The organism is Cellulosimicrobium sp. 4261, assembly GCF_040546915.1.
GTDB lineage: Bacteria > Actinomycetota > Actinomycetes > Actinomycetales > Cellulomonadaceae > Cellulosimicrobium > Cellulosimicrobium cinnabarinum.
Genome location: NZ_JBEPOQ010000002.1, coordinates 161,577 through 174,006 on the forward strand (window position 1 = coordinate 161,577; position 12,430 = coordinate 174,006).

General features: G+C 72.5%; 11 protein-coding genes. 6 read left to right on the plus strand and 5 right to left on the minus strand.

The features are described 5' to 3' along the window. Nucleotides 1-4: 4 nt before the first annotated feature. Both coaE and ABIE39_RS02995 read left to right on the plus strand, forming a co-directional pair. On the plus strand, nt 5-646 hold the full coding sequence (gene coaE, locus ABIE39_RS02990) for a dephospho-CoA kinase (protein WP_175010034.1): 642 nt from the start codon (nt 5-7) through the stop codon (nt 644-646). Then, entirely contained in the window at nt 643-1,260 is a 618-nt protein-coding gene (locus ABIE39_RS02995; protein WP_354050374.1) for a pyroglutamyl-peptidase I, read from the plus strand. Before coaE ends, ABIE39_RS02995 begins: the two co-directional genes overlap by 4 nt. A gap of 50 nt (nt 1,261-1,310) precedes the next feature. Here the strand turns inward: ABIE39_RS02995 and ABIE39_RS03000 are convergent, their stop codons facing one another. Continuing rightward, nucleotides 1,311-2,663 (minus strand): choice-of-anchor A family protein, encoded by a 1,353-nt coding sequence (locus ABIE39_RS03000; protein WP_354050376.1) that lies wholly within the window; start codon nt 2,661-2,663, stop codon nt 1,311-1,313. Between the two features lie 241 nt (nt 2,664-2,904). On the opposite strand from ABIE39_RS03000, the gene uvrB reads away from it, so the two are divergent. The 3 genes from uvrB (at nt 2,905) to ABIE39_RS03015 (ending at nt 7,414) form a co-directional block, all read left to right on the plus strand. Next, a complete protein-coding gene (uvrB, locus tag ABIE39_RS03005) occupies nt 2,905-5,013 on the plus strand; it encodes an excinuclease ABC subunit UvrB (RefSeq protein WP_175010031.1) in 2,109 nt (702 codons plus the stop codon). Between the two features lie 274 nt (nt 5,014-5,287). Next, complete coding sequence (locus ABIE39_RS03010; protein WP_175010030.1) at nt 5,288-6,286, plus strand: TerC family protein; 999 nt, start codon at nt 5,288-5,290, stop codon at nt 6,284-6,286. A gap of 6 nt (nt 6,287-6,292) precedes the next feature. Further along, nucleotides 6,293-7,414 carry a TerC family protein gene (locus tag ABIE39_RS03015; RefSeq protein ID WP_354050378.1) on the plus strand — a complete coding sequence of 374 codons (1,122 nt, stop codon included), beginning with the start codon at nt 6,293-6,295 and terminating at the stop codon, nt 7,412-7,414. A 45-nt stretch (nt 7,415-7,459) separates the two neighbouring features. Here ABIE39_RS03015 and ABIE39_RS03020 read toward each other — a convergent pair whose 3' ends face one another. The 3 genes from ABIE39_RS03020 to ABIE39_RS03030 all read right to left on the minus strand — a co-directional run bounded on the left by ABIE39_RS03020 (nt 7,460) and on the right by ABIE39_RS03030 (nt 8,694). After that, nucleotides 7,460-7,759: a YciI family protein gene (locus tag ABIE39_RS03020; protein ID WP_354050380.1), complete on the minus strand. Its 300-nt coding sequence runs from the start codon at nt 7,757-7,759 to the stop codon at nt 7,460-7,462. A gap of 90 nt (nt 7,760-7,849) precedes the next feature. Next, a complete protein-coding gene (locus tag ABIE39_RS03025; protein ID WP_354050381.1) occupies nt 7,850-8,557 on the minus strand; it encodes an MBL fold metallo-hydrolase in 708 nt (235 codons plus the stop codon). Continuing rightward, nucleotides 8,554-8,694, minus strand: a complete 141-nt coding sequence (locus tag ABIE39_RS03030; RefSeq protein WP_354050383.1) for a hypothetical protein — start codon at nt 8,692-8,694, stop codon at nt 8,554-8,556. Before ABIE39_RS03030 ends, ABIE39_RS03025 begins: the two co-directional genes overlap by 4 nt. A 37-nt stretch (nt 8,695-8,731) precedes the next feature. Between ABIE39_RS03030 and uvrA the strand changes: the two genes are divergently transcribed. Beyond that, nucleotides 8,732-11,725, plus strand: coding sequence for an excinuclease ABC subunit UvrA (uvrA, locus tag ABIE39_RS03035; RefSeq protein WP_175008472.1), 2,994 nt, complete (start codon nt 8,732-8,734; stop codon nt 11,723-11,725). 115 nt (nt 11,726-11,840) lie between these two features. Here the strand turns inward: uvrA and ABIE39_RS03040 are convergent, their stop codons facing one another. Then, nucleotides 11,841-12,326: an OsmC family protein gene (locus tag ABIE39_RS03040; protein WP_175008473.1), complete on the minus strand. Its 486-nt coding sequence runs from the start codon at nt 12,324-12,326 to the stop codon at nt 11,841-11,843. Nucleotides 12,327-12,430 lie beyond the last annotated feature (104 nt).

Sequence of the window (12,430 nt, forward strand, 5' to 3'; positions counted from 1 at the left end):
ACGCATGTTTCGCATCGGCCTGACCGGAGGAATAGCAGCGGGGAAGTCCGTCGCGCTCGCCCGCTTCGCCGAGCTGGGCGCGGTGGTCGTCGACTACGACGCCCTCGCGCGCGACGCCGTCGCGCCCGGCACCGTCGGGCTCGACGAGGTCGTCGAGGCGTTCGGCCCCGAGGTGCTCGACGAGGACGGCGCGCTCGACCGGCCCGCGCTCGGGCGCGTGGTGTTCGGGGACGACGCCGCGCGCGAGCGGCTCAACGCGATCGTCCACCCCGAGGTGCGCCGGCTCGCCGCCGAGCGCGAGGCCGCCGCCGGCGCGGCCGACCCGCGGGCCGTCGTCGTGCACGACATCCCGCTCCTCGTCGAGACGGGCGACCCGGCGCGGTTCCACTGCGTCGTGGTCGTGCACACGCCCGAGGACGTCCGGGTGGACCGCCTCGTCTCGTCGCGCGGGCTGAGCGAGGACGAGGCGCGTGCGCGGCTCGCCGCGCAGGCCGACGACGCCGCCCGGCTCGCGGCCGCGGACGTCACCCTCGACGGGTCGGGCGAGCCCGACGCGCTGCGCGCGCAGGTCGACGCGCTCTGGGCGCGTGTGCGCGCGGAGGTCGACGCGGAGGCGCGGGCGGAGATCGAGGAGCGCGAGGCGTGACGGTCGTGGTGAGCGGCTTCGAGCCCTTCGGCGGCGACGCGACGAACCCCTCCTGGGAGACGGCCGAGCGGCTCGCCGCGCGCGGCGAGGACCTCGTGGGGGACCGCGTGGTCGCCGTGCGGCTCCCCGTGACGTTCGCCGGTGCCTGGCCCGCGCTCGAGGCTGCCGTCCGCGAGCACGACCCCCAGGTCGTCGTCGCGCTGGGGCTCGCGGGCGGTTCCGGGCGCGTGCGCCTCGAACGCGTGGCCGTGAACGTGCGCGACGCCCGGATCCCCGACAACGCCGGAGCGCAGCCGGTCGACGTCCCCGTCGTGCCGGGGGCGCCCGTGGGGCGCTGGTCCACGCTCCCGCTCAAGGCGTCGCTCCTCGCGGTCCGGGAGGTCGGCGTCCCCGTGGAGGTGTCCGGGACGGCGGGCACGTACGTGTGCAACGACGTGTTCTACGCCCTCATGCACCACTGGGGCTCCGTACCGGGTCGCCGTGCGGGCTTCCTCCACGTGCCGGAGGCCCGTGTGCTGCCGGTCGAGGACCAGGTGACGGCCGTCGCCGCCGTCGTCCGCCAGGCTCTGCGCGGCGCGCCCGAGCCGCGTGTCGCCGCAGGCACCGTGAGCTGAGCGGGCGCCGGGGCCGACAGGTCTTCCTGCCGGCCCCGGCGCCGCGGACGTCAGCTCGCCGCGCGGCGTCGGGCGACGACGACGAGCAGCGTCGCGCCCCCCGCGAGCAGCAGCGCCGCCACCACGGCGAGCACGACGACGGACGCGCCGGTCGAGGCCAGCCCGCTCCCCGGCGCCGCCTCCCCGGTGGGCGCGGCCGACGGCGTCGGGTCCGCGCTCGCGACGGGCGTCGCCTCCGGGGAGGGCGTGCTCTCCGCCGCAGGCTCGCCCGGCGCCTCGGCACCGGGGGTCTCGGCGGCGGTGGGGGGCGTCGTCGTCGCGGTGTCGCCCGGGGTCGGCACCTCGGGCGACGGCTCCGGCTCGGGCTCCGTGACGACCGGGACCGGCTCGCACGGGCCCGCGAACGGGTAGTTGTGGTGCTCGATGCCGGCCCCGCCGGTGTACGCGACCGCCCCGTTCGCGAGGACGCGACCGTTGGTCGACGTGGAGACCGTGAGCGTCGCGTCGGTGCGCGGGACGACGATCGTGCCGGGGAACTGGTCGTTCGTGCCGAGCGCGACCTGCGTCGCGTCCGGGAACGCCCAGAGGAAGTGCGACGACAGGTACTGGGTCGCCTGGTAGAGGCGCACGCCGTCGTACGCGACGTATGCGAGGGACGGGATGCGCACCGTGGAGCCGCTCACGCTGAGCAGCACCGGGCCGGTGCCCGTGACGTGCAGCTCGCGCAGCGACGCGGCACCCTCCGCCGTGAGCGCGTACCGCGCGCCCGCCTCGAGGGTCAGGACGCCGTTCTCGGGGGCGACCGCCTCGGCGCCGTCGACGGCGTCGGCCGCGATGCCGTCGACGAGCGCGGGGAGCTCGTCGTAGGGCGCGAGCGCCGCGTCCCGGCCCACGCCCTGCCGCACGGACCCGTGCGTGCCGAGCGCGTTCGCGCTCTCCGTGCTCGGCGCGGCGCCCGTGATCGTGCCGCCCACGACGACGTTCCCGCCGCGCGACGCGTGGAACCCGACCTGCGTGTTCCGCGCGGTGGCGAGGTCGCCGCCGACGACGAGCATGTCGGTCCCGCCCGCGGGGGTGATCCCCGAGCCGCCGCCGCCCGCTGTCCCGACGTTGAGGGAGCCCGCCCCGGCGAGGTCGGCGTTCCCGCCGACGACGACGCGGCCCTCGAGCTCGGTCGCGGTCGTGACGGTGAGCCCGCCGCCGGCCCAGATGCCGACCCCCGTGTCCTCCACGGCCGTGAGCTCGTACACGCCGACGGGGCGGGTCGTGGCGTCCGCGGAGCAGACGTCGTCCGCGTCCACGGCAGGGGTGGCGCTCGCGGGCGCGGCGAGGCCGGCCGTGAGGGCCAGGGTCGTGAGGGCGAGCAGGGGGATTCCGCGGGGGCGCGCGGGGTGCAGGCGCATGAGGGCTCCAGGTCGAGGGGTCGGTGGCCGTGCTGACGAGAGCTGCGCGCGGGTCGCGACGCCCACGGCCGGCCGGTCACCGGGGCTCCACGGGCGTCGGGGAGCGGGCAGGTCGAGGGAACACTAGGGGTTCGGCACCACGCCTTCCAAATTGCGCGCGGGTGAAGTCGGGTGTAGGTGGCGCGCGGTCGGTCGAGGCGCTCCCGCGAACGATGTGGGTGGCTGGACGTACCGTGGACCCATGCGTCCCGTGACCGATCTCCAGCGCGCCACCGCTCCGTTCGAGGTCATCTCCGAGTACCAGCCGTCGGGCGACCAGCCCACGGCCATCGCGGACCTCTCGCAGCGTGTCCGCGCGGGCGAGAAGGACGTCGTGCTGCTCGGCGCCACCGGTACGGGGAAGTCCGCCACGACGGCCTGGCTGATCGAGGAGCTGCAGCGCCCCACGCTCGTCATGGCCCCCAACAAGACGCTCGCCGCCCAGCTCGCCACGGAGTTCCGTGAGCTGCTGCCGAACAACGCGGTCGAGTACTTCGTCTCGTACTACGACTACTACCAGCCCGAGGCGTACATCGCGCAGACGGACACTTACATCGAGAAGGACTCGTCGATCAACGACGAGGTGGAGCGGCTGCGACACTCCGCGACGAGCTCGCTGCTCACGCGCCGGGACGTCGTCGTCGTGGCGTCGGTGTCGTGCATCTACGGTCTTGGCACCCCGCAGGAGTACGTCGACCGGATGGTGCGCCTCGACGTCGGCATGCAGGTGGAGCGCGACGACCTGCTGCGGCAGTTCGTCACCATGCAGTACACGCGCAACGACATGGCGTTCACGCGCGGTACGTTCCGCGTGCGCGGCGACACGGTCGAGATCATCCCGGTCTACGAGGAGCTCGCGGTCCGCATCGAGTTCTTCGGCGACGAGATCGAGAGCATCCAGACGCTGCACCCCCTCACGGGCGAGGTCATCCGCTCCGAACCGAGCATCCACGTGTTTCCCGCGACGCACTACGTCGCGGGTCCGGAGCGCATGGAGCGCGCGATCTCCTCGATCGAGGCCGAGCTCGCGGAGCGGCTCGACGAGCTCGAGCGGCAGAACAAGCTGCTCGAGGCACAGCGCCTGCGCATGCGCACCACCTACGACATCGAGATGATGCGCCAGATCGGCACGTGCTCCGGGATCGAGAACTACTCCCGGCACATCGACGGCCGGGAGGCGGGTTCGCCTCCGAACACGCTGCTCGACTACTTCCCGGAGGACTTCCTCCTCGTCATCGACGAGTCGCACGTGACCGTGCCGCAGATCGGGGCGATGTTCGAGGGCGACATGTCGCGCAAGCGCAGCCTGGTGGACCACGGGTTCCGCCTGCCGAGCGCGATGGACAACCGCCCGCTGCGGTGGGAGGAGTTCGTCGAGCGCATCGGCCAGACGGTGTACCTGTCGGCCACGCCGGGTGACTACGAGCTCTCGATGGCGGACGGCGTGGTCGAGCAGATCATCCGCCCGACGGGCCTCGTCGACCCGGAGGTGATCGTCAAACCGACCACCGGCCAGATCGACGACCTCCTGCACGAGATCCGCGAGCGGGTCGACCGCGACGAGCGCGTGCTGGTCACGACGCTCACCAAGAAGATGGCCGAGGACCTCACGGACTACCTGCTCGAGAAGGACGTCCGGGTCCGCTACCTCCACTCCGAGGTCGACACGCTGCGCCGCGTCGAGCTGCTGCGCGAGCTGCGCCTCGGCGAGTACGACGTGCTCGTCGGCATCAACCTGCTGCGCGAGGGTCTCGACCTGCCGGAGGTCTCGCTCGTCGCGATCCTGGACGCCGACAAGGAGGGCTTCCTGCGCTCGCCCAAGTCGCTCATCCAGACGATCGGCCGCGCGGCCCGTAACGTGTCCGGCCAGGTGCACATGTACGCGGACCGGATCACGCCGGCGATGGCCGCGGCGATCGAGGAGACCGAGCGCCGCCGCGAGAAGCAGATCGCGTACAACACCGAGCACGGGGTCGACCCGACGCCGCTGCGCAAGCGCATCTCCGACGTGACGGACATGCTCGCGCGCGAGGACGTGGACACCGCCGAGCTCCTGGCCGGCGGCTACCGCCAGCCGGGCAAGGGCGCGAAGGGCAAGGCTCCGGTGCCGGGCGGGCCGAAGGAGGGGGCGTCGTCGGGCAACCGGCTCGCGGGCGCCGCGGCGAGCGACCTCGCGGAGCTTATCCAGGAGCTGAGCGACCAGATGCACGCGGCCGCGGGCGAGCTCCAGTTCGAGCTCGCGGCGCGGCTGCGTGACGAGATCTCGGGGCTCAAGAAGGAGCTGCGCCAGATGCACGCGGCGACGGCCTGATCGGTTCTGGGGACCGGCCCGGCGTCGTCGTGGGCGCGCCCGCGGAACAGTCCGCGGTGGCGTGGTGTTGTCACACGAGCAGGAGCGATGGCCTATGCTGGCTCCTCGTTGAAGGGGAGTATTCCTCCGCGGTGATGTCGTCATCACGGTCGGCGCAGTCGTCGGCCCGGTGTCACCGGTCCCGCAACTACCAGCCCGCGTCACGGACGCGCGCGTGGCGGTGCGTGGCGGAAGAGACCTTCGGTACTCAGTGCTACGTACCGGAGGTTTCTGCATGGACGTCCCCGTCTGGGCCTGGCTCGTCACCATCGGCGTGATCCTCGCGATGCTCGCCGTCGACTACGTCGGGCACGTGCGCACGCCGCACGCCCCGAGCCTGCGCGAGGCCAGCTGGTGGTCCGCGGGCTACGTCGCCGTCGCGGTGCTGTTCGGCGGCATCGTCTGGGCCGTCTGGGGCTCGACGTACGGCGGCGAGTACTTCGCCGGCTACATCACCGAGAAGAGCCTGTCGGTCGACAACCTCTTCGTCTTCGTGCTCATCATGACGAGCTTCCGCGTCCCGCGGCTGTACCAGCAGAAGGTCCTGCTGATCGGCATCACGATCGCGCTCGTCCTGCGCACGATCTTCATCCTCCTGGGCGCGGCGCTCATCGAGAACTTCAGCTGGATCTTCTACGTCTTCGGCGCGTTCCTGCTGTACACGGCGTGGACGCAGGTGAAGGCGGGCTCCGGCCACGACGAGGAGTTCCACGAGAACGGCGCGCTCAAGCTGACCCGCCGCCTGTTCCCGACGACGGAGACGTACGTCGAGGACAAGATGACGACCAAGATCGACGGGAAGCGCTTCATCACCCCGATGCTCATCGTGATGATCGCGATCGGCAGCGCGGACCTGCTCTTCGCCGTCGACTCGATCCCCGCGATCTTCGGCCTCACGCAGGAGACGTACCTCGTGTTCGCGGCCAACGCGTTCTCGCTGCTGGGCCTGCGCCAGCTCTACTTCCTCATCGACGGCCTGCTCGACCGCCTCGTCTACCTCGCCTACGGCCTCGCGGCGATCCTCGGCTTCATCGGCGTGAAGCTGCTCATCCACGCGCTGCACAAGAACGAGGTGCCGTTCATCAACGGCGGTGAGCACATCACCGTCATCCCGGAGATCCCGACCGCCCTGTCCCTCGGGTTCATCGTCGTCGTGCTCGCGATCACCACGATCGCGAGCCTGGCCAAGGACCGCGCCGACCGTCGGCGCGAGGCCGAGATCTCGGAGGGCTAGCCACCGATGGTTCACGAACTCCCCGTCTGGTTCGAGTGGGCGTCGCTCTCGGCGCTCGCCGTCCTGCTCCTCGTCGACCTGTTCGTCGTCGGGCGCCGGCCGCACGTCCCGTCCATGCGCGAGAGCGCGCTGTGGGTCGGGTTCTACGTCGCGCTCGCGCTCGTCTTCGGGGCGGTCGTCGGAGCGGTGGGGGGCGCGGCCCCGGCCGGGGAGTTCTACGCGGGGTGGCTCACGGAGTACAGCCTCTCCGTGGACAACCTGTTCGTGTTCGTCATCATCATGGCGCGCTTCGCGGTCCCGCGAGAGCAGCAGCAGCGCGTCCTCATGGTCGGGATCATCGTCGCGCTCGTCCTGCGGGGGGCGTTCATCCTGGCGGGCGCGGCGATCATCTCGCAGTTCGTGTGGGTGTTCTACCTGTTCGGCGCGTTCCTCGTGTACACGGCGATCAAGCTCGTGGCGGGGGGCGACGAACCCGAGGAGTACCACGAGAACCGGGCCGTGCGGGCGCTGCGCCGGGTCCTGCCGCTCGGCACCCGGTACGACGGCGGCCGGCTGCGCACGGTCGAGGACGGCAAGCGAGTCTTCACGCCGCTCGTCGTCGTGTTCCTCGCGATCGGCAGCACCGACCTGCTGTTCGCGTTCGACTCCATCCCTGCCATCTTCGGGCTCACGCAGGACCCGTTCATCGTCTTCACGACGAACGTGTTCGCCCTGATGGGCCTGCGCCAGCTCTACTTCCTGCTGGGGGGCCTGCTCGAGCGGCTCGTCTACCTGCCGATCGGGCTGGCCGTCATCCTCGGCTTCATCGGCGTCAAGCTCATCCTCGAGGCGCTGCACGAGAACACGCTGCCGTTCATCAACGGCGGCGAGCACCTCGAGGCGGTGCCGACGGTCCCCATCTGGCTCTCGCTCGTGGTGATCGTCGGGGCGCTCGCGGTGACGACCGTCGCGAGCCTGCTGCGCACCCGTGCGCTGCACGCGCAGGGCGCGTCGTCGGGCGTCGTGGAGCCCGGCACCGCGGCGCCGTCCGCGGAGGACGCCACGGAGACCGTGACCGACGAGGCGCCCGCGGCGGGGGAGACCCCGCCGCAGGGCGGCGCGGGCCCCCGCGGGAGCGCCGCGCGCTAGCGGCGGTACCCGGCCAGGGGCGAGGGCAGCGAGCGCACGCCTGGCTCAGACGCGGTCCGCCCAGTCGCCGATCACCGGCGACCACGGGCGGACAGTGCGCTCGGCGACCAGCCCCGCGCGTGCGAAGGGGTCCTCGTCGAGGAACGTGGCGACGTCGTCGGGCGTCTCGCCGTCGAGGACGAGCAGCGCTCCGGCGGGTGCGTCCTCGTGGGCGGGGAGGGGGCCGGAGGCGAGGAGCGTGCGGCGCTCGTGCAGGGCGCGGAGGAACGCGCGGTGCTCGGGTCGCAGGGCGTCGAGCTCGGCGGGGCGGTCGGCGTACACGTAGGTGACGGCGTGGATCGGCATGGAGCCAGTGAACCAGGCCGTCCCGACGCCGCGCGGTCGGGTCCGCGCCTCGGCCGCGCCCGCTCCCTGCCGCCCGCTACGAGCCCCGCGCTACCAGCCCCGCTCGCGCCACTCGGCGAGGTGCGGCCGCTCGGCACCGAGCGTCGTGTCGGCGCCGTGACCGGGGTAGACCCACGTGGCGTCGTCGAACCGGTCGAAGACGCGCGCGACGACGTCCGACAGCAGGCTCGCGAACCGCGCCGGGTCCCGGTCGGTGTTCCCCACGCCGCCGGGGAACAGCGAGTCCCCGGTGAACAGGTGCACCCGGCCGGCCACGGCCTCGGGCCCGGTGGCGTCGTCCGGCTCGCGGTAGGCGAGCGCGACGGAGCCCGGCGTGTGCCCGCGCAGCGCGACGACCTCGAGGTCGAGCGCGCCGACCCGCAGGACGTCCCCGTGCCGCAGGACCCGGGCGACCGGGACGCCGGACGCCGCGGCGACCGCGTCCGCGTCGGCCTGACCGGCGGCCGACCACGCGCCCGTGGCGGCGACGACCTCCGCCAGCGCCCGGAGGTGGTCGGCGTGCCGGTGCGTCGTGACGACGCCGTCGAGCCGCCCCGACGGCGAGCCGTCCCGCACGAGGGCGAGCACGTCGTCGGCCGCGTCGGCGGCGTCCACGAGCAGCTGGGCCCCGGTGCGCCGGCACGTGAGGAGATAGACGTCGTTGGCGAGCGGCCCGACGGCGAGCTTGCGGATCTCGACCTCGTCCAGGCGTCGCAGGTCGTGCGGGCCGCCCACGGCGACCTGTCCGGTGTACGTCATGCGCCCAGTGTGCCGCCCGCCGCCACGGACAGGGTGCCGAGACCCGGCACCGCGGTGACGCGGGTCACGGCGAGGAGCCCGTGCGTGCCCTGCTCGTGAGCATTCGCCGCGTGCGGTGCGAAGGTGACGTCGAACACCTGTGCGAGTGTCGGTGGTCGGCCGTACGATGCTGCGGTGAGCAATCGCCTCGTCATCTCCGGTGCCCGCGAGCACAACCTGCGCAACGTCGACCTCGACCTCCCGCGCGACAAGCTCATCGTCTTCACGGGGCTCTCCGGCTCGGGCAAGTCGTCGCTCGCCTTCGACACCATCTTCGCGGAGGGGCAGCGCCGGTACGTCGAGTCGCTGTCCGCGTACGCGCGCCAGTTCCTCGGCCAGATGGACAAGCCGGACGTCGACTTCATCGAGGGCCTGTCGCCCGCGGTCTCGATCGACCAGAAGTCCACGAACCGCAACCCGCGCTCGACCGTCGGCACCATCACCGAGGTCTACGACTACCTGCGCCTGCTGTTCTCGCGCGCCGGGACGCAGCACTGCCCGGTGTGCGGCGAGCGCGTCACCGCGCAGACCCCGCAGCAGATCGTCGACCGTCTCCTCGAGCTGCCCGAGGGCACGCGCTACCAGGTCCTCGCCCCGGTCGTGCGCGGCCGCAAGGGCGAGTACTCCGAGCTCTTCAAGGAGCTCCAGACCAAGGGCTTCGCCCGCGCCCGCGTCGACGGCGAGGTGCGCACCCTCACGGACGTCCCGGCGCTCGAGAAGAAGCTCAAGCACGACATCGAGGTGGTCGTCGACCGTCTCGTCGCGCGCGAGGGCGTCCAGCGCCGGCTCACCGACTCCGTCGAGACGGCCCTCGGGCTCGCGGGCGGGCTCGTCGTCGTCGAGCTCGTCGACGCGGACGCGGACGACCCGGCCCGGGAGCGCCGTTTCTCGGAGAAGCGCGCGTGCCCGAACGACCACGAGCTCGCGCTCGACGAGATCGAGCCGCGCACGTTCTCCTTCAACGCGCCGTACGGCGCGTGCCCGGAGTGCACGGGCATCGGGTTCCGTCTCGAGGTGGACCCGGACCTCGTCGTCCCGGACGTCGAGAAGTCGCTGCGGGAGGGCGCGGTCGCGCCGTGGGCGCAGATCTCGTCGGAGTACTTCGAGCGGGTGCTCACGGCGCTCGCGGACGACCTCGGGTTCTCCATGGACACGCCCTGGCGCGCGCTGCCGGAGCGGGCGAAGAAGGCCGTGCTCCACGGCCAGAACCACCAGGTCCACGTGCGGTACAAGAACCGCTGGGGCCGTGAGCGGCAGTACTCGACGGGGTTCGAGGGCGTCATCACGTTCCTCGAGCGTCGGCACACCGAGACCGAGTCGGACTGGTCGAAGGAGAAGTACGAGGCCTTCATGCGTGAGGTCCCGTGCCCCGTGTGCGAGGGGGCCCGCCTCAAGCCGGAGGTGCTCGCGGTCAAGGTCGGTGGCAGGTCCATCTGGGACGTGTGCCGGCTCCCCCTGCGCGAGGCCGCGGCGTTCCTCGGGTCGCTCGAGCTCGGCTCGCGCGAGCGTGCCATCGCGACCGAGGTTCTCAAGGAGATCGACGCGCGGCTCGGCTTCCTGCTCGACGTCGGCCTCGACTACCTCTCGCTCGAGCGGCCGGCCGCGACGCTCTCCGGCGGCGAGGCGCAGCGTATCCGGCTCGCGACGCAGATCGGCTCCGGCCTGGTCGGCGTGCTCTACGTGCTCGACGAGCCGAGCATCGGTCTGCACCAGCGCGACAACCGGCGGCTCATCGAGACGCTCACGCGCCTGCGCGACCTCGGGAACACGCTCATCGTCGTCGAGCACGACGAGGACACGATCCGCACCGCGGACTGGGTCGTCGACATCGGCCCGGGTGCGGGGGAGCACGGCGGGCGCGTCGTGCACTCGGGCGACTACGCGGGCCTGCTCGAGGCGCCGGAGTCCGTCACGGGCGCGTACCTGTCGGGGCGCCGCAGCATCCCGCTGCCGGCGCAGCGGCGCCCGACCGACCCGGGTCGCCAGATCAAGGTGGTCGGCGCGCGCGAGCACAACCTCACGGGCATCGACGTGAGCTTCCCGCTCGGGACGTTCACCGCGGTCACGGGCGTCTCGGGCTCCGGCAAGTCGACGCTCGTGAACTCGATCCTCTACACCGTGCTGGCCAACGAGCTCAACGGGGCCCGCCAGGTCGCGGGCCGGCACACGCGTGTCACCGGTCTCGAGCACCTCGACAAGGTCGTGCACGTGGACCAGGGCCCCATCGGGCGCACGCCCCGGTCCAACCCCGCGACGTACACCGGCGTGTGGGACCACGTGCGCAAGCTGTTCGCGGAGACGACCGAGGCCAAGGTGCGGGGGTACACGCCGGGCCGGTTCTCGTTCAACGTCAAGGGTGGCCGCTGCGAGGCGTGCTCGGGCGACGGCACGCTGAAGATCGAGATGAACTTCCTCCCGGACGTCTACGTGCCGTGCGAGGTGTGCCACGGCGCGCGCTACAACCGCGAGACGCTCGAGGTCCACTTCAAGGGGAAGACCGTCGCGGACGTCCTCGACATGCCGATCGAGGAGGCAGCCGAGTTCTTCGCCGCCGTGCCCGCGATCTCGCGGCACCTCAAGACGCTCGTCGAGGTCGGCTTGGGCTACGTCCGGCTCGGGCAGCCCGCCCCGACGCTGTCGGGCGGCGAGGCGCAGCGCGTCAAGCTCGCGAGCGAGCTGCAGAAGCGCTCGACGGGTCGCACGATCTACGTGCTCGACGAGCCGACGACGGGCCTGCACTTCGAGGACATCCGCAAGCTGCTCGGCGTGCTCCAGTCGCTGGTCGACAAGGGCAACAGCGTCCTCGTCATCGAGCACAACCTCGACGTCATCAAGAGCGCGGACTGGGTCGTCGACATGGGCCCCGAGGGCGGCTCCGGCGGCGGCAAGGTCGTCGCGCAGGGCACTCCCGAGCAGGTCGCGCGCGTCGAGGCGAGCCACACCGGGCGCTTCCTCGCGGAGATCCTCGACGGGAACGACCCCGTGCCGGTCGGGCCCGCGCCGACGACCTCCGAGGCGTCGGCCCCGGCGGCGAAGGCGGGCAAGGGGACGAAGGGCCGGTCCGCGGCGGCGCGTCGGGCGACCGAGGAGAAGCCGAAGGCAGGGCGCCGCAAGGCGTCCGCGGCCTAACGAGGAAGCGGCGGCGCGGGTGCGGGACCGAGCAGGCCCGCACCCGCGCGGCGTGCTCGGAGCGTCCCCGAGTTTCCTCGGTGCTCCTCGCGGGCTCGGTGCTGTGCTCTCCGTGTCAGGCGACGGCGCGCCGGGCGGGTGCCGGCTCGACGAGCACCCGGAAGTTCACCGAGCGCGCGATGAAGCAGTGGTCGTGCGCGCGCTGGTGGAGGGTCGCCATCGCCGCCTCGTCCGTGCCCGGTCCGTCGTCGACCACCACGCGGGGGTGCAGCGTGACGTCCGTGAACTGGCCCTCGCCGCCGGACTCCACGCGCATGGTGCCGGTCGCGTCGTCGACGTACTCGCGCACGACGACGCCCGCCGCGGCCGCGAGGTGGAGGAACCACAGCATGTGGCACTGCGACAGGCTCGCCAGGAACAGCTCCTCGGGGCTGTACCGGGTCGGGTCGCCGCGGAACGCCGGGTCCGCGGAGCCGGGCAGCGACGGGCGCCCGTCCAGGAGCACCTCGTGGTCGCGGCTGTAGGCGGTGTAGGACGCGGTCCCGCGGTCGCCCGCGCCGGTCCAGCGGGTCGTCGCGGCGTATCCGTGCTGTGCGCTCATGGCCGCCACCCTAACGGCCGGTGACGCGCGTCACACGGTGTCGTCGCGGCGTCGCCGCGTCGCCGCGTCGCCGTGTCGCCGTGTCGCCGCGTCCCCGAGCATCC

Coding starts and splice junctions, on each gene's coding strand:
- coaE (WP_175010034.1), top strand. CDS start 5: ATGTTTCGCATCGGCCTGACCGGAGGAATAGCAGCGGGGAAGTCCGTC.
- ABIE39_RS03000 (WP_354050376.1), bottom strand. CDS start 2,663: ATGCGCCTGCACCCCGCGCGCCCCCGCGGAATCCCCCTGCTCGCCCTC.
- uvrB (WP_175010031.1), top strand. CDS start 2,905: ATGCGTCCCGTGACCGATCTCCAGCGCGCCACCGCTCCGTTCGAGGTC.
- ABIE39_RS03010 (WP_175010030.1), top strand. CDS start 5,288: ATGGACGTCCCCGTCTGGGCCTGGCTCGTCACCATCGGCGTGATCCTC.
- ABIE39_RS03015 (WP_354050378.1), top strand. CDS start 6,293: ATGGTTCACGAACTCCCCGTCTGGTTCGAGTGGGCGTCGCTCTCGGCG.
- ABIE39_RS03020 (WP_354050380.1), bottom strand. CDS start 7,759: ATGCCGATCCACGCCGTCACCTACGTGTACGCCGACCGCCCCGCCGAG.
- ABIE39_RS03025 (WP_354050381.1), bottom strand. CDS start 8,557: ATGACGTACACCGGACAGGTCGCCGTGGGCGGCCCGCACGACCTGCGA.
- ABIE39_RS03040 (WP_175008473.1), bottom strand. CDS start 12,326: ATGAGCGCACAGCACGGATACGCCGCGACGACCCGCTGGACCGGCGCG.